General features: G+C 68.6%; 24 protein-coding genes. 11 read left to right on the top strand and 13 right to left on the bottom strand.

What is annotated here, in order from left to right; all coding sequences use genetic code 11:
- Positions 1-1,200 (bottom strand): glycosyltransferase, encoded by a 1,200-nt coding sequence (locus OG876_RS11185; protein ID WP_328524743.1) that lies wholly within the window; start codon positions 1,198-1,200, stop codon positions 1-3.
- 164 nt (positions 1,201-1,364) lie between these two features.
- Here OG876_RS11185 and OG876_RS11180 point away from each other — a divergent pair, with 164 nt between their 5' ends.
- Both OG876_RS11180 and OG876_RS11175 read left to right on the top strand, forming a co-directional pair.
- Positions 1,365-2,222: a phosphotransferase gene (locus tag OG876_RS11180; RefSeq protein ID WP_328524742.1), complete on the top strand. Its 858-nt coding sequence runs from the start codon at positions 1,365-1,367 to the stop codon at positions 2,220-2,222.
- 20 nt (positions 2,223-2,242) lie between these two features.
- Positions 2,243-2,932, top strand: coding sequence for a dienelactone hydrolase family protein (locus tag OG876_RS11175; protein WP_328524741.1), 690 nt, complete (start codon positions 2,243-2,245; stop codon positions 2,930-2,932).
- Positions 2,933-2,935: 3 nt separating this feature from the next.
- Here OG876_RS11175 and OG876_RS11170 read toward each other — a convergent pair whose 3' ends face one another.
- Positions 2,936-3,868, bottom strand: coding sequence for an AraC family transcriptional regulator (locus OG876_RS11170; protein ID WP_328524740.1), 933 nt, complete (start codon positions 3,866-3,868; stop codon positions 2,936-2,938).
- A gap of 90 nt (positions 3,869-3,958) precedes the next feature.
- Between OG876_RS11170 and OG876_RS11165 the strand changes: the two genes are divergently transcribed.
- Positions 3,959-4,804, top strand: a complete 846-nt coding sequence (locus tag OG876_RS11165; protein WP_328524739.1) for an NAD(P)H-binding protein — start codon at positions 3,959-3,961, stop codon at positions 4,802-4,804.
- A gap of 58 nt (positions 4,805-4,862) precedes the next feature.
- Here OG876_RS11165 and OG876_RS11160 read toward each other — a convergent pair whose 3' ends face one another.
- Both OG876_RS11160 and OG876_RS11155 read right to left on the bottom strand, forming a co-directional pair.
- On the bottom strand, positions 4,863-5,675 hold the full coding sequence (locus OG876_RS11160; RefSeq protein WP_328524738.1) for an ABC transporter permease: 813 nt from the start codon (positions 5,673-5,675) through the stop codon (positions 4,863-4,865).
- Complete coding sequence (locus tag OG876_RS11155) at positions 5,675-6,643, bottom strand: ATP-binding cassette domain-containing protein (RefSeq protein WP_328524737.1); 969 nt, start codon at positions 6,641-6,643, stop codon at positions 5,675-5,677. The genes OG876_RS11160 and OG876_RS11155 overlap by 1 nt, the downstream gene beginning before the upstream one ends.
- An 88-nt stretch (positions 6,644-6,731) precedes the next feature.
- Here OG876_RS11155 and OG876_RS11150 point away from each other — a divergent pair, with 88 nt between their 5' ends.
- Positions 6,732-7,697, top strand: a complete 966-nt coding sequence (locus tag OG876_RS11150) for a helix-turn-helix transcriptional regulator (protein WP_328524736.1) — start codon at positions 6,732-6,734, stop codon at positions 7,695-7,697.
- Complete coding sequence (locus tag OG876_RS11145; RefSeq protein ID WP_328524735.1) at positions 7,694-8,278, top strand: YdeI/OmpD-associated family protein; 585 nt, start codon at positions 7,694-7,696, stop codon at positions 8,276-8,278. The genes OG876_RS11150 and OG876_RS11145 overlap by 4 nt, the downstream gene beginning before the upstream one ends.
- Here OG876_RS11145 and OG876_RS11140 read toward each other — a convergent pair whose 3' ends face one another.
- The 5 genes from OG876_RS11140 to OG876_RS11120 all read right to left on the bottom strand — a co-directional run bounded on the left by OG876_RS11140 (position 8,279) and on the right by OG876_RS11120 (position 13,630).
- On the bottom strand, positions 8,279-9,088 hold the full coding sequence (locus OG876_RS11140; protein ID WP_328524734.1) for a phytanoyl-CoA dioxygenase family protein: 810 nt from the start codon (positions 9,086-9,088) through the stop codon (positions 8,279-8,281).
- A 75-nt stretch (positions 9,089-9,163) separates the two neighbouring features.
- Positions 9,164-10,117 carry a prolyl aminopeptidase gene (pip, locus tag OG876_RS11135; protein WP_328524733.1) on the bottom strand — a complete coding sequence of 318 codons (954 nt, stop codon included), beginning with the start codon at positions 10,115-10,117 and terminating at the stop codon, positions 9,164-9,166.
- 52 nt (positions 10,118-10,169) lie between these two features.
- Entirely contained in the window at positions 10,170-11,084 is a 915-nt protein-coding gene (locus tag OG876_RS11130) for a UbiA prenyltransferase family protein (RefSeq protein WP_328524732.1), read from the bottom strand.
- A 100-nt stretch (positions 11,085-11,184) separates the two neighbouring features.
- Positions 11,185-12,066 (bottom strand): Vgb family protein, encoded by an 882-nt coding sequence (locus OG876_RS11125; protein WP_328524731.1) that lies wholly within the window; start codon positions 12,064-12,066, stop codon positions 11,185-11,187.
- Positions 12,053-13,630, bottom strand: a complete 1,578-nt coding sequence (locus OG876_RS11120; protein WP_328524730.1) for an ABC-F family ATP-binding cassette domain-containing protein — start codon at positions 13,628-13,630, stop codon at positions 12,053-12,055. Before OG876_RS11120 ends, OG876_RS11125 begins: the two co-directional genes overlap by 14 nt.
- 104 nt (positions 13,631-13,734) lie before the next feature.
- Here OG876_RS11120 and OG876_RS11115 point away from each other — a divergent pair, with 104 nt between their 5' ends.
- Both OG876_RS11115 and OG876_RS11110 read left to right on the top strand, forming a co-directional pair.
- On the top strand, positions 13,735-14,337 hold the full coding sequence (locus tag OG876_RS11115) for a TetR/AcrR family transcriptional regulator (protein WP_328524729.1): 603 nt from the start codon (positions 13,735-13,737) through the stop codon (positions 14,335-14,337).
- A gap of 27 nt (positions 14,338-14,364) precedes the next feature.
- Positions 14,365-15,120, top strand: coding sequence for an SDR family NAD(P)-dependent oxidoreductase (locus OG876_RS11110; protein WP_328524728.1), 756 nt, complete (start codon positions 14,365-14,367; stop codon positions 15,118-15,120).
- Positions 15,121-15,124: 4 nt separating this feature from the next.
- Here the strand turns inward: OG876_RS11110 and OG876_RS11105 are convergent, their stop codons facing one another.
- Positions 15,125-16,645: an LCP family protein gene (locus tag OG876_RS11105; protein WP_328524727.1), complete on the bottom strand. Its 1,521-nt coding sequence runs from the start codon at positions 16,643-16,645 to the stop codon at positions 15,125-15,127.
- 102 nt (positions 16,646-16,747) lie between these two features.
- On the opposite strand from OG876_RS11105, the gene OG876_RS11100 reads away from it, so the two are divergent.
- A complete protein-coding gene (locus OG876_RS11100; RefSeq protein WP_328524726.1) occupies positions 16,748-17,227 on the top strand; it encodes a GNAT family N-acetyltransferase in 480 nt (159 codons plus the stop codon).
- Between the two features lie 112 nt (positions 17,228-17,339).
- A complete protein-coding gene (locus tag OG876_RS11095; RefSeq protein ID WP_328524725.1) occupies positions 17,340-18,167 on the top strand; it encodes a DUF3152 domain-containing protein in 828 nt (275 codons plus the stop codon).
- On the opposite strand, the gene OG876_RS11090 is transcribed toward OG876_RS11095, so the two are convergent.
- Positions 18,158-18,523: a VOC family protein gene (locus OG876_RS11090; protein WP_328524724.1), complete on the bottom strand. Its 366-nt coding sequence runs from the start codon at positions 18,521-18,523 to the stop codon at positions 18,158-18,160. The genes OG876_RS11095 and OG876_RS11090 overlap by 10 nt on opposite strands.
- Before the next feature lie 61 nt (positions 18,524-18,584).
- Positions 18,585-19,151 (bottom strand): MarR family transcriptional regulator, encoded by a 567-nt coding sequence (locus OG876_RS11085; protein ID WP_328524723.1) that lies wholly within the window; start codon positions 19,149-19,151, stop codon positions 18,585-18,587.
- Positions 19,152-19,245: 94 nt separating this feature from the next.
- Between OG876_RS11085 and OG876_RS11080 the strand changes: the two genes are divergently transcribed.
- Both OG876_RS11080 and OG876_RS11075 read left to right on the top strand, forming a co-directional pair.
- Positions 19,246-20,010 (top strand): SDR family NAD(P)-dependent oxidoreductase, encoded by a 765-nt coding sequence (locus OG876_RS11080; protein WP_328524722.1) that lies wholly within the window; start codon positions 19,246-19,248, stop codon positions 20,008-20,010.
- A gap of 212 nt (positions 20,011-20,222) precedes the next feature.
- Complete coding sequence (locus OG876_RS11075; RefSeq protein WP_012924486.1) at positions 20,223-20,453, top strand: hypothetical protein; 231 nt, start codon at positions 20,223-20,225, stop codon at positions 20,451-20,453.
- Positions 20,454-20,674: 221 nt separating this feature from the next.
- Here OG876_RS11075 and OG876_RS11070 read toward each other — a convergent pair whose 3' ends face one another.
- Complete coding sequence (locus OG876_RS11070) at positions 20,675-21,040, bottom strand: VOC family protein (protein WP_328524721.1); 366 nt, start codon at positions 21,038-21,040, stop codon at positions 20,675-20,677.
- Between the last annotated feature and the right edge of the window lie 63 nt (positions 21,041-21,103).

Below are 21,103 nucleotides of genomic sequence, written 5' to 3'. Positions count from 1 at the left end.
TCAGCAGCTCCGATCTAGCAGCAACTTCGCGGCCACCGCCGCTCCGTCGGTTCGGAGGGTGGCGGCCACAGCGGTGGCTCGTGCGCGGGTCTCGGGGGTCAGCGCCGTCTTCAGCGCGAGGGACAGGGATTCGGTGGTCGGAGTCGGGCCTTCGTGCGCCGCCCCGATGCCCAGGTCGGCCACCCGGCCGGCCCAGTACGACTGGTCTCCTGCTTGCGGTACGACGACTTGCGGCGCGCCGGCCAGGGCAGCGGTGGTCGTCGTACCCGCACCGCCGTGGTGCACGACAGCGGCCACGCGGCCGAACAGCTGCTGCTGGTTGACCTCGCCGATGACGAAGCAGTCCTCCTGGTCGTCGACCAGGCCCAGGTTCGCCCAGCCGCGCCCGACGAGTGCGCGACGGCCCTGCGCGCGGATCGCCTCGATGGCCACCCCGGCGATGTCCTCCGACACCTGGCGCATGCTGCCGAAGCCGACGTACACAGGTGGTTCGCCGGCGTCCAGGAAGGCCGTCAGCTCAGCCGGCAGCGGCCGCTCGTCCGGCAGGATCCACGCTCCCGTGTGTACGACGTCCAGCTCCGAGGTCTCCTGCCATGGGCCCAGGATCGGGTCCGTGGCCAGCCATGGCTGCTCGGTGAACGTGAACGTGCGGACGTCGTCCACCAGCGGCAGGCCGATCGAGGCCCGGTGCGCATTGAGCGCCTCGCCGTGCATCTCGTTGAACTGCTTGGCGTTCAGCTCCCACAGCACCCGGTTGTCGGTCACCCCCGGTGGGAATGTCTCGCCCGGCATCAGCAGCGGCGGCGCGTGATGCGGCGAGGGCAGCAGGAACGGACAGAAGGTCACGTACACGTACGGAATGCCCAGCTTCTCGGCCACCGACCGCGAGGCGAAGTACGCGAACCCGGTCGCCAGGACCAGGTCACACCCCTCGGCGACCTCGGCGACCGTGTCGAACATCGCGGCGAACTCGGATACCCGCTCCGACGTCCCCGATGCCGTCGACGGCCGCACCATCGAACCCATCCGCGGGCCGACCGGCGTCATCGGTACGCCAACCCGCGCCAACAGCTCCGCGAAGACCTCGTCCGGCGGCGCGCACACCCGCACCTCCGCGCCGAGCTCCCGCAACTGCACCGCGAGCGCCACCACCGGTTCGACGTCGCCGCGCGATCCATACGTCGACAACACAACACGCACTGCGCAAACCCCCAAGTTGTCGATCAATTCCGCCTACGGCCAGCGATTGTCCGGCACAACTGGGGGCTTGCGGCAAGTCCCCCAGTGCGCTATAAGTTAGACATGGCAAGGAGATACTTCTCCCTGCCTTTCTTCTTGTCCGCCGTCTGCCACACCTTCAGGGGATGAATCAGGTGGTCCAGCCCGCGGATCTCGCGCGGGACTTCGGGGTGCGGGCCGGCGTACTGCGGCCGCACAGGGGCGGGTATGAGAGTGACTGCTGGGTGGCGGACGACGCCTGGTTCGTCAAGCTGTGGAAGCAGCAGGGCCATCCCCGCGGACTGAGTGTGTTGCAGGAGCTGCAGGATCTCGGTCTACCGGTGCCGGCGCCGATTCCGGCGGTGTCGGGTGCGCTCTACGCCGTCCTGGGCGAGCGGCCGTACGCCGTTTTCCCTTATATTCAAGGGCGTACGGCGAACCACGACGACTGGCGGGTCACAGCACGGGCGCTCCGCCAGGTCCATGACCTTGGTGATCGTCCGGACCTACCGCGCGCCACCCTGGACGAGCCGGAGATCCGCGCGTTGGGTGAGCGGCTCGATCATCCGTGGATCGTGGAGCGGCGAGACGAAGTGGTCGCGGCGATTCACCGGCTGTACGACACGATCGAGCGAGTGCGGTCGAAGGCGGTGCGCGAGGTCGTCTGCCATCGCGACTTCGGCGGCCTCAACCTGATCCTGAATGACGACGGCAAAGTCGCGGCCATGCTCGACTGGGACCAGGCGGTCATCGGCCCGCGCGAGCACGACGTGTGGATCGCCGCCGAAGGACCCCACCTCGAACCGTTCCTCGCCGAGTACGGCGCTCGCGACCTCGATCTCGATCACCTCGAATACGCCCTCCTCGCCCGAGCCCTCCGTGACATGGCCGCCCGCGTTCTGGACGAGGTCGACCGCCCCGGAGTCGCCACGTGGGGCTTCGATCGCATCGCCCGGTTGGACAACGACCTCGAGGTCTTCCGCGCCTACTGCAGTGCGGGTTAGCCGACTCATAGGATGCGGGCATGGGCGTGACTGTGGCGGTTGGGGAGCAGACGGCGTACTTGGCTCGAGTCGGGCACGCCGGGGTGTTGCTGTTGCCGATGATCACCGGGATCGGGGAACAGATCCGGGAGTGGGCCGACGAGTTGGCCGGGGAGGGGATCACGGCGCTGGTGTGGGATCCGTTCAAGGGGCGGAGCACCGACAATTCGACGCGCGAAGAGCTCAGTGGGCTGCTGCGGAAGATGGACGACGACACCGCGCTGGCCGAGCAGACCGAGTTGCTGGACTACCTGACCGGTGAGCTCGGGTGCAGCAAGGTCGGTGTGATCGGCTGGTGCCTGGGTGGGCGGTTCGCGTTCCTGCTCGGTGCGCGGGATCAGCGGCTGGCGAGTGTCGTCGCGTTCCACCCGACCGTGCCGTCGAAAATGCCGCCGCATCACACGTACGACGCCATCGCCGAAGCCGCCGGGATCACCGCGCCGGTGCTGGTGAGCTATCCGAGCGCGGACACCGCCGTACCGAATGCCGACTTCGAGGCGCTCCAGACGGTCCTGCAGGCTCGTCGGACCGGCGCGACGTTCACGCAGTACTTCCCCGGTGCGGACCACGGGTTCTCGGACAAGTCGCGGCACGACAAGGCCGTCAACGCGGACGCGTTCCGGCTGGCGTGGCCGCAGGCGCTCGCCTTCATGAGGTCGACCGTGGCCTGAGTTTCACGCCGCCTGGCGGTGCGCGGTCGGCGTCGTACCGCGGACCCGCTTGAAGGCGACGCTCAACGCGAACGCGTTCGCGTAGCCGACCCGCCGGGCGATCGTCTCGACGGTGTCCCTCGTGGCCCGCAACTGGTCGGCGGCCAGCGTGATGCGCCACCCGGTGAGGTAGCTCATCGGCGCCTCACCGACGAGCGCGGTGAACCGGCGCGCCAGCGAGGCCCGCGACGCGCCGACCCGGTCGGCGAGCTCGGTGACGTTCCAGGGGTACGCCGGATCCTCGTGCAGCAACCGCAATGCCGTGCCGGCGATCGGATCGGACTGCGCCTGGTACCACCCCGGCGCCTGTGACTCCGGCCGGTCGAACCACGCCCGCAGCGTCGTGATCAACGCCAGGTCGAGCCATCGATCCAGCACGCTCTGCTGCCCCGCCGCGTCCCGCTGGATCTCACTCGACACCATGTCCATCACCGAACCCGCGACGTCGGCGGCCGGTACGACGAGCACCGGCGGAAGCGCCGTGACCAGCCGGCGGCTGACGTCGCCCGCCACCTGATAGGTGCCGCTGGCAACCATCACGGCTCCCGACGCGCGGCCGCCGTACGTCCGCACCCCGAGCCGGGCGCTGTAGTCGACCGGTGCCCCAGGCAACGGTTCGCACACGCCGCCCGGGTGGATCCGCAACTGTGGCGCCGTCTCGACGCTGTCCCCGACGACGTACGGCGAGGCTCCGGTGAAGATCGCGACGTCACCCTCGGCCATCCGCACCGGCGGGATCCCGCCGCGGGTCACCCAGCCCGACCCGCGGACGAGGGTCGCCAGCGCGAGCGGTGCCTCGTCGCGGATCTCCACCGCCCACGGCGGATCCATGATTGTCAGGTTGAAGACGCCGTCCCGGGCGCGGGTCCCGGCCAGCAGGTCGTCGAGCACATCCATGGCGCAACTCTACCTTGGGTGAGCGTCTCAAACATTGAATTGCGGCAAACAGCCATGGTTCGTCTCACCAGATGCCGGTGGACTAGACCCATGACAACAACACCGATTCTGATCCTGAGTGGTAAGGGCAAGACCGGCCGCCGCGTCGCCGCGCAGCTCGAGGCACGGGGTGTGCCGTTCCGGCTCGCGTCCCGGTCCAGCGAGCAGCGCTTCGACTGGTACGACGAGAGCACCTGGTCCGCCACGATCGCCGGAGCCGACACCGCGTACCTCGCGCCTCCGGTCGGCCCGACCGGACTGGCGCAGGCCGGCCTGTTCGTCCAGCAGGCGGCCGCCGAAGGTCTTCGCCGAGTGGTCCTGCTGTCCGGCCGCGGCGTGGGCAGCCCCGGCCGCGACTTCGCCGTGTACGACGGCCAGGTCGACCTGGAGCACGCGGTCCAGGCGAGTGGCGCGGACTGGACCATCGTTCAGCCGGCCTGGTTCGCCCAGGGGTTCAGTGAGGACTTCCTGCGGTACCACGTGCTCGCCGGTGAGATCCGGTTGTCCGCCGGCACCGGAGCCGAGGCGTGGATCGACACCAACGACGTCGGAGACGTGATGACGGCGGCGCTGCTCGACGAGGCGTACACCGGCCAGGTCATCGCCATCTCGGGTCCGCGCCCGCTCACGATGACCGAGGTCGCCAATGCACTCTCGACCGCAATCGGCCGACCGATCACGTACGCCGACCTCGAGCCCGAGAAGCATGTCGGTGAATTGGTCGAGCAAGGTCTCACTCAAGAGGACGCCGAGGCCGTCCGCGACCTGTTCGCCGTCATCCGTAACCACCGCTCCGAGTATGTCTCCGACGGAGTCCAGCAGGTCCTCGGCCGCCCGCCGCGCGAGTTCGCGGACTGGGCCCGCGAGACCGCGACGACCGGAGTCTGGGCGGTGTAGCGGACGTCCGGCCTCCCCGCACCCACCTGAGTGTGGGGAGGCCACTGGCCCAATTGGGTCAGGCGGCTGAGCGGAGCATCGAGCGGATGCCGACGGTCAGTCCGGCGGCCGCGGTCACGATCGCGGCGACCCAGCCCCACAGCACCGCACTCGAGAGCACGTCACCGGAGAACAGCGTCCGCTCGGCGTCGACGAGGTAGGACAGCGGGTTGAACTTGGCCGCGATCCGCATCCACTCCGGCCCGGTCTCCAGCGGCAGCAGCATGCCGGACAGGATCATCAGCGGGAACAGGAACGTCTGCTGCACCATCCAGAACATCCAGTCCTGCTTGCGCACTGCGATCGCCAGCGCGTAGCTGAACGAACCCAGCCCGATCCCGAACACCGCGAGCAGCGCCAGCCCGACCAGCGCGCCACCGACATGCAGGTCGAACGCGAACGGCGTCATCACGGCGATCACGATCACCGCCTGGCCGAACAGCGGGACCATTTCCTTCAGCGCCCGGCCGATCAGCAGCGACGACCGCGCCAGCGGCGTGACCAGCATCCGCTCGTGCGCCCCGGTCTGGAACTCGAACAACAGGTTCGCGCCGGTGGCCGACGTACCGAACAGCGTCGTCATCACCAGGATCGCCGGCACGAACCACTGCCAGACGCCGCCGCCGAGCGAACCACCCATCGACCCGGACAGCAGCGGACCGAACAGGGCGAGAAACACCAGTGGCTGGATCATGCCGAACAGCAAGGTGAACGGATCCCGGAGGACCGGCTTCAGTTCGCGCGTCATCACGATCCGGGTGTCGCGCAGCAGATTCCGCGACGGCTGCTCCGCGGTGACGGTCGGAGTGGTGGAAACGGTGAGGGTGGTCATCAGGCTGCCTTTCCGTTCGAGTCTTCCCGCAGGTTGCGGCCGGTCAGGTTGAGGAACACGTCGTCGAGGGTCGGCCGATGAACCTGCGCTGCCGCGACCGGTACGCCGGTCTGCTGAGCGGCGGTGATCAGCAAGGGCAGCGTCGCGGGACCGTCCGCGACCCGGACACTGAGCTCGTCGCCGACGGCAACCACCTCGCGAGCCCCGGGCAACTTCTCCGCCATCGCGGCGAGATCGGGAAGATTGCCGGGAGCAACAGTCAGTGCGAGCCGATCCCCGGCCAGTTTGGTCTTCAGGGCATCGGCGGTGTCGTCCGCGATCACCTGACCGTTGTCGACGACAACCACCCGCTCGGCCATCGAGTCGGCCTCGTCCAGGTAGTGCGTGGTCAGCACGATCGTCATCGCGTACTGCTCGCGCATCCGCAGGATGTGGTCCCACAGGTTCGCGCGGTTCTGCGGGTCGAGGCCGGTCGACGGCTCGTCCAGGAACAGCAGCGAGGGCGCGTGCACCAGCCCCATCGCGACATCCAGCCGCCGCCGCTGCCCGCCGGACAGCTCCGACACCTTGCGGTTGACGAGCTCGGTCAGCTCGAGCGCCTCCACCAGTTCGGCGGTACGGCGCTTGGCCGCCCGCCGGTCGAGTCCGTAGATCACACCCTGGCCGACGAGTTCGTCGCCGACCCGTTGCGAGTGACCCGCGCCGTTGCCCTGACCGACGTACCCGATCCGGCGGCGGACCTGGCTGGGCTGTGCGGTCACGTCGTACCCGGCGACCGTCGCCGTACCGGATGTGGGGGTGATCAGGGTGGTGAGCATGCGCAGGGTGGTCGTCTTGCCGGCGCCGTTCGGGCCGAGAACGGCGACCAGTTCGCCGGGTTCGACGTCCAGGCTGATGCCGCGGACCGCGTGCACGGTCTCGGTACGGCTCACCACGAAGTCCCGGGTGAGCTCTCGCGTGCTGATCACGATGTCTCCTTCAGTCTTGGCTTGATATCGGCGACATTTCCAGCAGAAGAGGACAGGTTCTGGCCGTTACTCGTGGCAATCTGAAGACATGTCCGAGACCTCAGCCCGACTCCTCTCGCTGCTGTCCTTGCTCCAGGCGCGCCGCGATTGGCCCGGTGCGCTGCTCGCCGAACGTCTCGAGGTCAGCCCGCGCACGGTTCGCCGCGACGTCGACCGGCTGCGCGACCTCGGCTATCCCGTGCGCGCGACCAAGGGACCGGATGGCGGCTACCGCCTTGACGCGGGGGCGGACCTGCCCCCGCTGCTGTTCGACGACGACCAGGCGATCGCCGTCGCGGTCGCCTTGCAGACCGCGACCACCACGGTCACCGGGATCGAGGAGGGTGCGTTGCGCGCGCTTGCCACGGTCCGCCAGGTGATGCCGGCGCGCCTGCGCCAACGGGTTGACGCACTACAGGTGACGACCGTCGATCGGTACGCCGACAGACGCCGTACGACGGTGGACTCGGACCAACTGATCGCGGTCGGGATGGCGGTCCGGGCGCATGAGGTACTGCGGTTCGACTACGCGTCACCGGGTGCGTCGGACGAATGGGTGCCGCCGCGGAAGGTCGAGCCGCACCACCTGGTGACGTGGGGTGGGCGGTGGTACCTGGTCGCGTGGGACCTGGATCGCAACGACTGGCGGACGTTCCGGGTGGATCGGATGACGCCGAAGTCACCGAGTGGTCCGCGGTTCACTCCGCGGGAGTTGCCCGCGCCGGACGTGGCGACGTACATCTCATCGCGCTTCAAGGGGCAGGACCAGACGCCGTACCGCGGCGAGGCGATCCTGCAGGCGAAGGCGTCCGACATCGTCCAATGGGCCGGACGCGACGCGATCGTCGAGGAGATCACCCCGACGAGTTGCCGCCTCGTGCTCAGCGCGTGGTCCTGGACCGGACTGGCCGCGACCTTCGGGATGTTCGAGTGCGACCTGGAGTTCGTCGGTCCCCAGGAGCTCAAGGACGCCGCCGCCCAACTGGCCGCCCGCTACCACGTGGCCGCATCATGACGGCCGAACTGATCGTCCTGGACGCGGACGCGTGGCGGGTCTGGCTCGGCGAGCATCATCAGTCGTCGGACGGCGTCTGGCTGGTGCTCGCGAAGAAGAACGTGACCACGCCGACGAGCCTCACCTACGACCAGGCGCTGGAGGAGGCCTTGTGCCACGGATGGATCGACGGCCGGCGCCGCAGCCGCGACGAGCAGACCTTCATCCAGCACTACACACCGCGCCGGTCGCGCAGCATGTGGTCGCAGCGGAACGTCGACCTCGTCGCGCGCATGGAGACCGAAGGCCGCATGCTCCCGCCCGGTCGCGCCGAGGTCGACCGCGCCAAGGCAGACGGCCGCTGGGCCAAGGCGTACGGCGGGTCCAGCCGGTTGGAGATCCCCGCCGATCTGACCGAAGCGCTGGCTCAGGTACCGCGTGCCCAGGCCATGTTCGACATCCTCACCAGCGCCAACCGTTTCGCCGTGGTGCATCGCGTGAACAGCGCGAAGCGGCCGGAGACCAGAGCCAAGCGGATCGCGCAGTTCGTCGAGCAGCTCGCTCGGGGCGAGACGATCTATCCGCAGAAGCGGACGCTCTGATCAGTAGAGGACGGGGTTGAACGGGGAGGAGACGAGGTCGCCGGGGTGGTTGCCGGGCATCCAGGCGGCTAGGTCGGCTTCCTGGAAGCGGTTGGCCGGTGGGGCGATCTCCATTGCGGCGTCGACGTAGATGATCGTCATCACCCGGCGCGGTACGTCGGTCTGGTTCGCCGGAGCGTGGTGGAAGGTCCAGCCGAGGTGGTAGCTCACCTCGCCCAGCTCGTACGGCTCGGAGATCTCCGCGAAGTTCTGCTCCGCCAGCGCCGCCTGCAGGACTCGCTCGGATTCGTCGCTGATCGGCAGGTCCCGGCCGTGCTCGAACACGTGACTGCCCGCGGCGAACGACAGCGGACCCATCTCCATCGGCGTCTCCTGCAACGGCACCCACACCGTCACGCACCGGTCCGTCGAGAACGGCCAGTAGTACTGATCCGCGTGCCAGGGCGTGACTCCGCCGCCGGACTCCTTGTAGAGGGCCTGGTCGTGGTAGAGCCGGACCGACTGCACCCCGAGCAACTGCGCCGCGATCCGGGCCAGCCGCGGCGACGAGACGAACTCCAGCACCCGCTCGCTGTCCTGCCAGAGGTTCGTCACCTGCAGGAACGCCTTCCCGTAGGTGTCGCGTTCCTCCAGCGGCAGGTCCTGGGTGTTCAGCTCGATCACCTTGCCGGTGATCTCCGGCTCGTACGCCGCGATCGTGTCCGGGCTGAGCACGCTCTTCAGCTTGACGAATCCGTGCTCGGCGAAGTGGGCGATGTCGGACCGGCTGAGGGTGTAGTCGGTCTCGAGCTCTGGGCGGGTCAGAGTCATGGGACCTAAGCGTTCCGGTGCGCTTTATCGATGTAAAGATCAGTGATCAAATCTTTGCTCGATTCAGTGAACTGATTAAGTGCGGCCGGCGAACTGGTCCAGTGCCGCGAGGATCAGGTCTCGCGTGCCGAGTCCGCCCGCGCCGTGACCCTCCTGCTCGACCAGGTGCAGTTCGGCATCCGGCCACGCCTGGGCCATCCGCCAGGCGATGTCCGCCGGGCTGCTGATGTCGAGTCGGCCGTGGATCAGCACACCTGGAATGCCTGCCAGCTTGCCGGCCTCGCGCACCAGCACGTCCTCCTCCAGCCAGGCGGCGTGACCCCAGTAGTGAGTGACGAGCCGGGCCATCCGCAGCCGGAAGACGGGATCGTCGTACCGGGAGTCCGGCCGCCAGCCCGGATGCGTGCGGATGTGGGTGTCCTCCCAGTCGCACCAGTCGCGCGCGGCCTTGTCCCGGATCGCGGGATCCGGGTCGTGCAGCAGCCGGCTGTAGGCCAGCGCGAGGTTCCCGTCCCGTTGGTCTTCCGGTACGCCGTCGCGGAAGCGGGCCCACTCCTCGGGAAAGATCCGGCCCATCTCCCGAGTGATCCAGTCGACCTCGCGCCTGGTCGTGTTGGTGACGCTGAACAGCACGATCTCCGACACCGAGTCCGGGTGTTGTTCGGCGTACGCGAGTCCGAGCGTCGCACCCCAGGAAGCGCCGAGCAGCAGCCACTTCTCGATCTCGAGGTGTCGCCGGAGTTGCTCGAGGTCCGCGATCAGGTGGGCGGTGGTATTGGTGCTGAGATCCACGTCCGGCTCGGCGGCGTCCGGCGTACTGCGGCCGCAGTTGCGCTGGTCCATCATGACGACCCTGTACTTGGCGGGATCGAAGTACCGGCGCCACCACGCGCCGGCGCCGGAGCCCGGGCCGCCGTGGATCACCACCGCGGGCTTGCCGTCCGGATTGCCGCAGACCTCCCAGTAGACGCGATGCCCGTCGCCGACGTCGAGCAGGCCGTGGTCGTACGGCTCGGTCTCCGGATACATGCGGACGCTCCTCGGATCTAACAGTGCTGTTAGATTAAATGTAACAGCACTGTCAGATTGAGATGATGCCGGTGTAGGTCAACGCGAAGGTGCCACAGGGGAAGAGGAAGAGCGCCGCGAGCACGATGATCCCCCGGAAGGACTGGCGCGGGCCGATCAGTTTGCCGTACGCCGCGATCAGGACCGGAACCATCACGACCTCCAGGGCCAGCATGCTGCGCGGGATGATCGTGCCGGTCGCGGCCAGGACGACCGACAGTGCGGCCGCCGCGATCCAGGCGCCGTACCCGATCAGGTACGTCGTTCGTGCGCCGAAGCGGACCGCGATCGTGTGGTAGCCGGCGGCGCGATCCGCCTCGAGGTCGGCGAGGGTTGTCGGGAGGTAGAGGCCTACCGCGGCGAGGGTGCCCTGCAACCCCATCAGCCAGGGGAAGGCGCTCAGGTCCGGGTTGATCGCGGCCCAGCCGGCCAGCGGTCCGAAGGCGCCGAGGGCGAGCGCGTTGACGGCGACGTCGAAGCCGGCGCGGGTCTTCAGGCGAACCGGCGGGACGCTGTACGCGTACCCGAGCAGGACAGCGAGGAACACACCGAGTGCGAACACGATCCCGACGTGCAGACTCAGTCCGACGGCCGCGACCGCGGCGGCGAAGGCGAGGCGCTTCGCCGCGCGCAACGTGATGCGGCCGTCGAGGAGTGGTGACTTCGCCTTGCGGGGGTTGAGCCGGTCGCTCGGCAGGTCGTACGCGTCATTGACCGCGAGCACCGCCAGCCAGACCAGCGGTCCCATCACGACGGCGCCGACAATCAACCGCGGCCACTCGTCGAGCGGCGGCACCAGCCGATGCGTCGCCAGCAGAATCCCCACGTAATAAGGCACGATCGAAACAACCCAGAACGCCGGCCGCCCGACCGCCACCACATCCCGAACCCGCGGCCCCGCCCGTCGAACCCCCACTACCGTGGTCACAACCCCACTCTCCTCCCGCCACGGCGCCACGTCCTCCACCCACCGAGTGAACCCCCTCACTCTCCCGACTGAGTGTGGTCAACCCCACGCGCCTGTCGTGTCAGGTGGTCACATGCGCGAGGGAACCCTTCTCCAGGGCTACCCAGACTGAGCCGTCTGTATCGACGGCCAGTCCGTGGGGTTCGGAGCCTTCGCCCAGGTTGAACTGGGCGATGATGTTGCCGTTGGCATCCAATCGGGCGAGTGCGGCTGCGGCCCACAAGGTCATCCAGCAGCCGCCGTCGTCCGTCGCGACCACCGCGTGGGGCATGGAGCCCGCCGGCAGCGCGAACTCCTCGATCTTCCCGTCCGGTGTGATCCGGCCGGCCTGATCCGCGAGGATCTCCACGAACCACACGCCCTGCGGTCCGGAGCTGATGCCGACCGGGCCGGCGCCGCCGGTTCGCAGCGGGTAAGTGGTGACATCGCCAGTCGTACTCATCCGGCCGATCGCGTTGCCCTGGTTGAGCGTGAACCACAGTTCGTCATCGGTCGCGGTGATCATCGCCGGGAACGCGCCTGAGGTCCCGATCGCGTACGTCGACACCTCGCCGTCGACTGTCACGCGCCCGAGCTGGTCGACGTTCATCAGCGTGCACCACAGTGCCCCGTCCGGTCCCACGCAAAGCCCGTACGGCGCTCCCGCGAGAGCGACCGCGGACACGGCGCCGTCGAACCCGATCCGCCCGAGGTGATCATCACCATTACGCGTGAACCAGACAGCGTCGTCGGGCCCCGGCACGATCACACTCGGCCGAGACCCAGGCGCACCAAGCTCGAACCGCTCCCCGCAAGCCGCCTCCGTCGTGGCCGGGTCGCCGCCGCGCTCGAGCTTCGCGATTTGGCCGGTGTCGACGAGGGTCGTCCAGATGGCGCCGGCGGTAACGGTGACCGCGTACGGGCCGCCGGACGGATCGGCGATGGTGTGTTCAGTGATTGGCAAGGGAGGTCTCCTTCAGGGCGAGGGTGGTTCCGTGCCAGCGGGAGATGAAGCGGCGGTCGTGCGTGACCACGACGAGCGCGCCGGCGTACTGATCCAGGGCCGCTTCCAGTTCTTCTACCAGCGCCAGGGATAGGTGGTTTGTCGGTTCGTCGAGCAGTAATACGTCGTACGGCGTGGTCAGTAGTCGCGCTAGCGCCAACCGTCGACGTTGACCGGTCGACAGGGCGCCGATCCGGGTCCGGAGCTGGTCCTGGCGGAACAGGCCCAGGCTCGCCGCACCCGGGTGGCGGGCCAGCGCCGACCGGAGGGTGTCGTGCGGGCCCGGCTCGGTGATCTCTTGGCGGAGGTACCCGATTCGGCCGTGGCGGTCGACGTACCCGGAGTCCGGCTGGAGTTCGCCCGCGAGTACGTCCAGGAGAGTCGACTTGCCGACGCCGTTCGGGCCGGTGATCAGCAGGCGTCCACCCGCGGGAACGTCGACCGAGAGCGGCCGTAGCCGGTCCGCGACGGAGACACCGACCGCGTCCAGTCCGGCCGGCGAACCCGTCGTACGCAGCGACGCGGTGAACCGCAGAGGCCGGGCCGGCACCGGCGGCGGATCGTCCTCCAGCCGGCGCAGGCGTTCCTTGGCGTTGCGGATCTGGCTCCGCTCGGCCTCGTTGACGCGACCACCCGCGCGGTCGTACGCGACCTTGTTGTTGTCCTTCATCGCGCCGCGATGCGTAACCCGGTCGGCCGTGGTCCGCGCGGTCACGCGCAAACCAGCGACCTCGTCCTCCCACTGCTGACGAGCTTGTTCGAGGCGCGCCCGCTCGGCCGCCTTCTCACCGAGATAGCCCTTGTAGCCGTTGCCGTAGCGAGTCACCCGATGCGTGTCGCCGTCCACCTCGAACAGCGTCGACGCCACCCGCTCCAGGAACGCGCGATCGTGCGACACGACAACCGTCGTACCGCGCCTCGCTCGCAGGTGATCCTCCAGCCACGTGGCGGCCGAGACGTCGAGGTGGTTGGTCGGCTCGTCGAGCAGCAGGATCTCCGGCGATGACGCGAGTACGGCGGCCAGGTGCAGGCGGGCGAGTTCGCCGCCGGACAGCTCGGACAACCGGCGGTCGCCTGGGAGCGTGCTCAACCCGAGGCCGTACGTCGCCCGGGCGAACCGCGCGTCCGCGTCGTACCCCTCGCGGATCTCGAAGACCGTCTGGAGTTCGCCGTACTCGTCCAGGATGTCGTCGCGGCCCTCGGCGAGGAGATGCTCGAGTTCCCGCAGGCGGGACTCGATCCGGCGCAGGTCGGCCAGCGCGTGGTCGGCCAGCGCGTTCACGTCGAGGTCGAGGGGCAGTGGGTTGTCCTGGGCAAGGAAGCCGATGCTGCCGGCGGCCGTCACGGCGCCGTCGGTGGGCGGCTCGAGGCCGGCCAGGAGCCGCAGCACGGTCGACTTGCCGGAACCGTTCTCGCCGATCAGCCCGCTGACCTGTCCCGGTGGGAACGCGCAGGTGACCTGGTCGAGCACCAGACGGTGGTCATACGACTTGGCGACGTCGTGCAGGGACAGCTGGGTAGACATGGGGATCCTCCTGACTCTCGCGGGTTCGGGTTGCTGCGAACGGCGGGTCAGAAGATCACGTGCTGGCTCCATTAATGCGACGATTGTTGCGTTAAGATCATGCCATGACGGATGCCGAACGCGCAAGCAGGCCGGGTGGACGCACCGCGCGGGTGCGCGCCGACGTGCTCGCCGCGGTCGAGGCCGAGCTGGCCGAACAGGGGTACGACGGTCTCACGATCGACGCGATCGCGGCCCGTTCCGGCGTCCACCGGACCACCGTGTACCGCCGTTGGAAGACTGTCGCCGGCCTCCTCGTCGACCTACTCCGGGCCGGACTCGACGACAGCTGGGAGCCCGCCGATACCGGCTCGCTCGAGGGCGACCTGATCAGCCTCAACCGCGAGGTGTACGCCGCGCTCGCCGCCCGCCCGTCCGTCACCCAGGCCGTCATCGCGGCCTCCTTCCGCACCCCGGAAGCCGCCGAGGCTCTGACCGCGTTCTGGTCCGACCGCTACAGCCGCAGCGAAGCCGTCGTACGCCGAGCGATCGCCCGCGGCGAACTGCCCTCCACGACCAACGCCCATCAACTCCTGATGACCGCAACCGGCCCCATCTACCACCAGCTGGTCCTCCTTCGTCAACCCATGCCCCGAGCAACCGCCGACCACTACGCGAGAGCCGCCGCCGCGGTCGGTATGTCCGGACTAGGCTCCAGGCACGCCTAGGTTGAGGAGCCTGTTTTGACTGGACGGTTGGCGAACGAAATTGTGCTGGTGACGGGGGCCGCGCGGGGGATCGGTCGGGCGGTGGCGGTCAAGGCCGCGGAGGAAGGCGCCGCGGTGGCGTTGGTCGACATACTGGCCGATCAGCTGACCGCGACCACCGCGGAGCTTGCCGAGACCGGTGCAAGGGTGGCGGCGGCGGTCGGTGACATCACCGATGAGGTGTCGGTCCGCCAGGCGGTGGGCAAGTTGACGGACGACCTCGGGAAGCCGGTCACCGTGCTGGTCAACAACGCCGGCAAGAACGCGTACGCCGACGCGACCAAGATGTCCGTGGCCGAGTGGGACAGCGTGTTCGACGTCGACCTGAAGGGCGCCTGGCTGATGGCGCGCCAGGTGCTGCCGCCGATGATCGAGGGCCGGCACGGCTCGATCGTCAACATCGCGTCGATCCACTCCAGCCTGACCACTGCCGGGATGTTCCCGTACGCCGCGGCCAAGTCCGGCCTGGTCGGGATGACCCGGTCGCTGGCCCTGGATGTTGCCCCGCACAACGTTCGCGTCAACGCGGTCAGCCCCGGCTACATCGGCACCGACCTGCTGGACGAGTTCTTCGACACCATCCCCGGCGAACGCGAGAAGGCGCTCGGCGTCCACCCGCTCGGCCGGATCGGCACCCCGGAGAACGTGGCCGAGGTCGTCTGCTTCCTCGCCTCCGAAGCCGCCGCCTTCGTCACCGGCGCCAACTGGTCCGTAGACGGTGGCCTAGGCATCCGCTACGCCTGAGCGATCAGCCGGGTGGACCTGGGTTGTAGGCGCAGGCTGAGGTTAGGTCGGCTGCGTTGGTGGTGGGCTTGGTGGTCGGCTTCGTGGTGGTGGTGTGCCGGGGTGTGGTGGGAGTGCTCTTGGGCTTGGTGGACGGGTTGAGGGCTTGCTGGATGATGGTGCGCATGCCGGCGTAGTTGGGGTTGCGGCCGTTGGGGTAGTTCTTCTTCTTGTCGAGGTCGATGTTGGTGATCTTGGCGGTCTTGACCCGTTGGCCGAGGGTGACGAAGGCGGCGAGCAGGTTCTGCGGGATGTCGGTGCGGATCAGTTGCTCGCCGGCCTTGGCGATGGCCTCGTAGTTGGAGAGGACGTTCTGCGGGGTGGCGCGTTCGACGATCGCCTTGACCGTGCAGCGCTGCCGGGCCTGCCGGGCGAGGTCCCCGGTCGGCACGTTGTAGCGGCCGCGGGCGAACCACAGCGCGTCGGTCCCGTTCAGCGTCCGGTTCGGGCCCGGCTGCAGGTACCGGCTCGCGGGGATCTTCTTGTCGTCGTTGCCGCCGACCGGGACCGGATAGTTGATGTTCACCGTGATCCCGCCGAGCGCCTCCACCAACTGCGCGAACCCGGCCAGGTTGATCTGCACGTAGTAGTGCAGTTTCAGCCCGAGCGCTTCGCCGATCGAGAGCTTCAGGATGTCGGCGCCCTCGTTGTCCGACGGCCCGATGATGCCGTGATGCTTGGCCGGGATCATCCGGTACATCGCGTCGAGGTAATAGTCCGGCTGATCCTTGTCACCCTTGGCCGGATCCCAGAACCCGGTCGGGTAGACCTTGTGCAGCGGCGAGTCGGCCGGGAACGGCATCCGCATCCAGTTCCGGGTCAGCGAGATCAGCGCGGTGTTCCCGGTCTTCGTGTCGATGCTCGCGACCATCACCGTGTCGGTGCGCGTTCCCTGCCGGTCCTCGCCGTCGTCCGCGCCGAGCAGGAGCACGTTCACCCGCGGCAGTTGCTGCCAGACGTCGTCGCGAGGGGTGATCGTCGGCCGGGTCTGACTCTTCGACCCCTTGCCGGAGAACACCTTCTGGACCAGGCTGCGCTGCGCCATCAGCGTGTCCGCGCCCATCGCCGTACTCGCGACCATCCCGAAGCACACCAGCCCGATCACCAGCGAGCCGAGCACCCGTGACCCCGGTCCGACGGTCAGTGGACGCAACATCTTGTATGACGTGACGAGTACGACGATCCACACGAGGGCGAGCGCGCCCAGTCCCGCGACCATCCACAGCAGCAGCCCGGGATCCAGAGCCCATGTGATCACGTCGTCCCGTCGTCGCAGCCCGACGTACGCCGCTCCGCCGTACAGCGCGATGCTGAGTGTCGTCAGCAGGGTGCCGAGCCGGATCCGGCGGGCGACCAGGTACGCCGTACCGGGCAGGAGCGCACCGAGGACGGCGACCGTCAGCGCGGCGAGGGCGGACCGTTGCCGAGGCCTCGCCCTCCGGGCGCGTCCGGGTGCGGCGCGGCGGGCTCTGCTACTCGGCGACATGGTCTCCCTCGACGGTCGACGACAAGACAGCGGACGCGTCCCCGGTGCGCGTCCACTACCTACGATTCCCTGACGCGGCAAAAAGTTGGCATGATCTTCCCCGTGACCGAAATTCAGGTACGGCGGGCCAAGCCGGACGACGCGGAAGCCCTGGTCCGGCTGCGTGGACTGATGCTCGCCGCGATGGGCAACGATCTCGGTGGACCGGACGCGCCGTGGCGGGAGGCCGCGCGGCAGTGGTTCGTCGAGCAGCTCGCGTCACCGGAGACGTTCGCGGCGTACGTCGTCGACGATCCGGCGGCCGGATTGGTCGCGTGCGCCGCGGGCAACGTCTACGTCCACCCGCCAGGCCCGAACGACCTGACCACGCTTCGGGGGCACCTGTACAACGTCAGCACCGAGCCCGACTTCCGCCGCCGCGGCCTGGCCCGTGCCTGCTTGGTCGCGCTGATGGACTGGTTCCGCGACGAGACCGCCGTCGGCCAGGTCGAACTGCACGCGACCGACTACGGCATCGAGCTCTACCGGGAGCTCGGCTTCACCGAGTCGCGCTATCCGACACTGCGCTTCCGCCGGAGCTGACCCACCACGCTGGAAACCGCCTGCATCCGTGGGCGAGAAGGGTTTGTGGGCACAGGGGCAAGTAGTCAGTGAGGAAGCGCCCGCCCGGGGCGCGGTGTGAGGAGCTCACCGGATGCGCCGCTGGACTGTTGTCAGGACGATCGGGTCGGCGATCGTGGTCGTGGCCTTGATCACGGCGCTGTACCAGTTGCCGGCCAGCCCGTTCTCCCGGCACGGCTACCCGGATCGCCGCGCCGCGGAGACCGGCTCGGCCGGCGTCGCGTCGCCGTCAGTTGCTTCGCGACAGACACCCGGCGGCCCGGTCGACCCGTCGTCCTCAGCACCGGCGGTGAAGCCGCAGCCGGTGATCACCTATCCGATGGCAGGGTCCCGCTCGTACGACGTTCTGCCCGGCAACGCAACCGTGATCGGGCGGTCCGGGCGGTCGATGACGTTCCAGATCGCGATCGAGGGTGGGATCACCGGGATCGACCGGGTCGCGTTCGCGCAGTTCGTGCGGACGACATACGGCGCGCCGCAGGGGTGGGCGTCACACGGGCTGTGGCGGTTCCGGCAGGTCGGGTCGGGGCAGGACCCCGACTTCACGTTGATGCTGGTCACGCCGCAGACACGCGACATGATCTGTGGGGCGGCGCCGGATCGCTACACCAGTTGCCGGATCGGCGATCGCGTTGTCCTCAATGTCGCGCGCTGGGTGCACGGCGTACCGAACTACGGCGCATCGCTGACGGCGTACCGGCAGTACATGATCAACCACGAGACCGGGCACCGGCTCGGCCGCGGGCACGAGCTGTGCCCGGGGCCCGGTCAGCCCGCGCCGGTCATGCAGCAACAGACGCTCGGTCTGCACGGCTGCGCGCCGTACGCGTGGCCGTATCTCGACGGCGCCCGCTACACCGGCCGCCTAGGTCAGTACGACGACCACGTGCCTCACTCCTGAATGATCGCTATGACATTGCCGGCCGGGTCCTTGAACCAGGCGATCAGGGGGCCGATCCCGCGGTAGATGCCGGAGTCGTCCTGATCGTCGTTGTAGCGCTCGAAGCTGACGCCGCGGCCGGTCAGCTCCCGGACGGTCCCTTCGATGTCCGCGACCGGGAAGTTGAGCATCGTGTATTCGGCCGGTACGTGGTCCGACTTCGGGTAGACCAGGATCGGGTTGCCGCCGGCAACCTTCAGCTGGAGCATGCCGTTCGCCTCCCCGACATCCAGTCCGAGCGTCCCGCCGTAGAACGCCTTCGCCGCCTCCAGGTCGTTCACCGAGAACCCACTGAACGCCTTCGTGTCCTTGAACATCTGATGTCCTCCTCGCTTGCCTGACATCAGGTACGTCGACGCCGTCGGCGCCATTTCGACACTAGTTATGGAGGGCGACCTGCGGAATGGCCCGGGTGACGGCGGCGGTGACCGTGGCGGACTCGAGTCCGTCCGCGACGGTGTGCAGCAGGCGGACCAGGTGTGCGGCGTCGGTCGGGCCGAGGATGCCGGTGACGACGTCGAGGACCCGGACGGTCAGCCCGTCGAGCTGGGACAGCCGCGCCTGGCCCAGCGAGGTGACGGTCAGCGGCGTGGTCCGGACCATGCCGAGCGCTGCCAGGTCCGCGATCGCCAGCTCGGCCTCGGCCGGGGTGATGCCGACCTGGTCGGCGACCTCGTCCGGGGTGGCCCGGCCGTTCCCGATCGCGTTCAGCACGAGCGCGGCCGGCATCTTGATCCCGACCGCGTCCTGCAGACCGAGGATCAGTGGGTGGGCGTGGCCGCGGACGCGTTCCACCGCGTCCAGTAACCGGAGTGCGTCGCCGACGTCGCCGATCAGTTGCTCGGTCTGCACGGCCGCGAGGCCGGGCGGAGCCGATGGGGCGACTCCGTTGGCTGCCCGCTCAGGGACCGCAAGAGCCTTCGTTCCAGCGTCTTCGATGGTCACGCCTCCAGCGTACGGAGTGGTTCTGACAGCTCGGCGTGTCGTTCCTGAAGAAACCCTGTGAATCTGAAGGCATTGATCATCTACCCTCGCGACCATGCAGCTGAGCGGGAAACGAGCGCTGGTGATCGGTGGCGGTGGCGGCGGGATCGGCCGGGCGGTGACCGAGGCCTTCGGCAACGAAGGGGCTGCGGTCGTGGTCGCGGACCTCGATCCGCGTCGCGCCGAGGAGGCGGCTGAGGCTGTGCGGCAGCGAGGCGGTACGGCGTACCCGGTGTCGGGTGATGTCCGCTCGCTGGCCGACATCGAGGCGATAGTCGCCGGCGCGGTCGAGAAGCTGGGTGGACTCGACGTGCTGGTCACGGTCGTCGGCGGGCAGGTCGCGTTCGTGCCCGCGGTCAAGCTGCACGAGATGGCCGACGAAGACTGGGACACCATCTACGAGGTCAACCTCCGCTACGTGGCGCGGGCGGTTCGCACGGCGTTGCGCGTCTTCCTCGAGCAAGGTGGTGGCGGCACCATCGTCAGCGTCGGCTCGGTGACCGGATTCATGGCCGCTCCGCAGCAGGCGGCGTACGGCGTGATGAAGGCGGGACTGCTCAGCCTGGCCCGGACCGTGGCCGCCGAGTACGCCCGCGACGGCATCCGGATGAACGTCGCGGCGGCCGGCGCGATCGCGACCGCGGTGGCCAACGCGAACGTCGACGCCGAGGTGGTCGACGAGATCCCGGCCGGCCGCTTCGGCCGCTCCGAGGAGGTCGCCGCCGCGGTCGTCTACCTTGCGTCGGACGCGTCCTCGTACATGACCGGGCAGCAGGTCGTCCTAGACGGCGGCGTCTCCGTCCGCGGCCCGTTCGACTGAGAATCACGACAGTCGAAGACCTGCTCGAAGAATGCGGTTCTGGCTCGTCTCGAAAAAGTTTGCCCGCCGGCGGACAAATCGCGATCGGGGCGTGACTTAGCGTCTCGGTCCTCCGTTGGATCTGACGTGACGGTGAACACACGGCGCACCGGCACCGCGCTCGCTCCGCGCTCCCAGGCCGACCACCCCTCGAAGAATTGCCAGGAGGACCAGTGACAACCGCCACCGCCACCCAGACGTCTGAGCGCCGACGCGTCCGAGTCTGGTTCGGTGAGCACGTGATCGCCGACTACAACGCCGAGCCGGCGTTGGCCGAGCGGTACGCACACGCCATGAGCCGTCGCTTCGCCGGTCTTCGGGTCACCAACGACCCGATGCCCGCCGTCGACCGGCTCCCCGACCCCCTGCCCGGCGAGCGCATGTGGGACGTAGCCCCCCGCTGAGAAGACCCCGGTACCTTTTCGCGTTCCGTTTCTCACCAGACAACCCACCCGGAACACGGCAGGTCGAGCACCTCACCTCGATCACAAAGGCATCGGTTCGGCGGCGAGCGAGTGTTGGCGTTCTGCCCCTCGCTTGCCGCCATCTCTCCCCTGCACATGCGCCTGACAACTGCACGACCGCGTCCGCACCGGAACCCCAAGTCCGGTGCGGACGTTGGTCGTCAGAGCCCGGCGTAGTACTCCGGCTTCATCTGGATGAGCTGGACGTAGTTGCCATCCGGGTCGATCAGCGTGGCGAACCAGCCGACGCCGCGATCCTCCGGGTGCACCAGCCACTCGACCTCGAGCGTGCGCAGGTGGGCGGCCGCCGCCTCGATGTCCTCGACGGCGAAGTTCACGATGCACCGGCCGGGCTCGACGGTCTTGGTGGTGACGTCGTCGCGGTGCTCGATGACCAGGCCGAAGCCGCCGAGGTTCAGGTTTCCGTACCCGTCGACCTCGGCGTGGAAGCCGTCGCGGTACCACGCCTTCAACCGGTCCGGGTCGGTACTGCCGAGCAACATGCTGTTCAGAACGGGCCGTGCCACGGTGCCTCCTCTGTCCGTCGAGCTGCCGATCAGCTCACACATCCGGTACGTCGGAGCCGCGCC

Origin of the sequence: Kribbella sp. NBC_00359, from assembly GCF_036097425.1 — a bacterium.
Taxonomy (GTDB): Bacteria; Actinomycetota; Actinomycetes; order Propionibacteriales; family Kribbellaceae; genus Kribbella.
Note: the sequence above shows the minus strand (reverse complement) of the source record. Positions and strands in the feature narration are given on the sequence as shown.

Excerpts from the sequence above, each read along its gene's own strand:
- OG876_RS11170 (WP_328524740.1), bottom strand. The coding sequence starts at position 3,868 with ATGGATGTGCTCGACGACCTGCTGGCCGGGACCCGCGCCCGGGACGGC.
- OG876_RS11150 (WP_328524736.1), top strand. The coding sequence starts at position 6,732 with ATGTCCGAGACCTCAGCCCGACTCCTCTCGCTGCTGTCCTTGCTCCAG.
- OG876_RS11115 (WP_328524729.1), top strand. The coding sequence starts at position 13,735 with ATGACGGATGCCGAACGCGCAAGCAGGCCGGGTGGACGCACCGCGCGG.
- OG876_RS11105 (WP_328524727.1), bottom strand. The coding sequence starts at position 16,645 with ATGTCGCCGAGTAGCAGAGCCCGCCGCGCCGCACCCGGACGCGCCCGG.
- OG876_RS11145 (WP_328524735.1), top strand. The coding sequence starts at position 7,694 with ATGACGGCCGAACTGATCGTCCTGGACGCGGACGCGTGGCGGGTCTGG.
- OG876_RS11165 (WP_328524739.1), top strand. The coding sequence starts at position 3,959 with ATGACAACAACACCGATTCTGATCCTGAGTGGTAAGGGCAAGACCGGC.
- OG876_RS11095 (WP_328524725.1), top strand. The coding sequence starts at position 17,340 with ATGCGCCGCTGGACTGTTGTCAGGACGATCGGGTCGGCGATCGTGGTC.
- OG876_RS11180 (WP_328524742.1), top strand. The coding sequence starts at position 1,365 with ATGAATCAGGTGGTCCAGCCCGCGGATCTCGCGCGGGACTTCGGGGTG.
- OG876_RS11160 (WP_328524738.1), bottom strand. The coding sequence starts at position 5,675 with ATGACCACCCTCACCGTTTCCACCACTCCGACCGTCACCGCGGAGCAG.
- OG876_RS11175 (WP_328524741.1), top strand. The coding sequence starts at position 2,243 with ATGGGCGTGACTGTGGCGGTTGGGGAGCAGACGGCGTACTTGGCTCGA.
- OG876_RS11120 (WP_328524730.1), bottom strand. The coding sequence starts at position 13,630 with ATGTCTACCCAGCTGTCCCTGCACGACGTCGCCAAGTCGTATGACCAC.
- OG876_RS11080 (WP_328524722.1), top strand. The coding sequence starts at position 19,246 with ATGCAGCTGAGCGGGAAACGAGCGCTGGTGATCGGTGGCGGTGGCGGC.
- OG876_RS11090 (WP_328524724.1), bottom strand. The coding sequence starts at position 18,523 with ATGTTCAAGGACACGAAGGCGTTCAGTGGGTTCTCGGTGAACGACCTG.
- OG876_RS11140 (WP_328524734.1), bottom strand. The coding sequence starts at position 9,088 with ATGACTCTGACCCGCCCAGAGCTCGAGACCGACTACACCCTCAGCCGG.
- pip (WP_328524733.1), bottom strand. The coding sequence starts at position 10,117 with ATGTATCCGGAGACCGAGCCGTACGACCACGGCCTGCTCGACGTCGGC.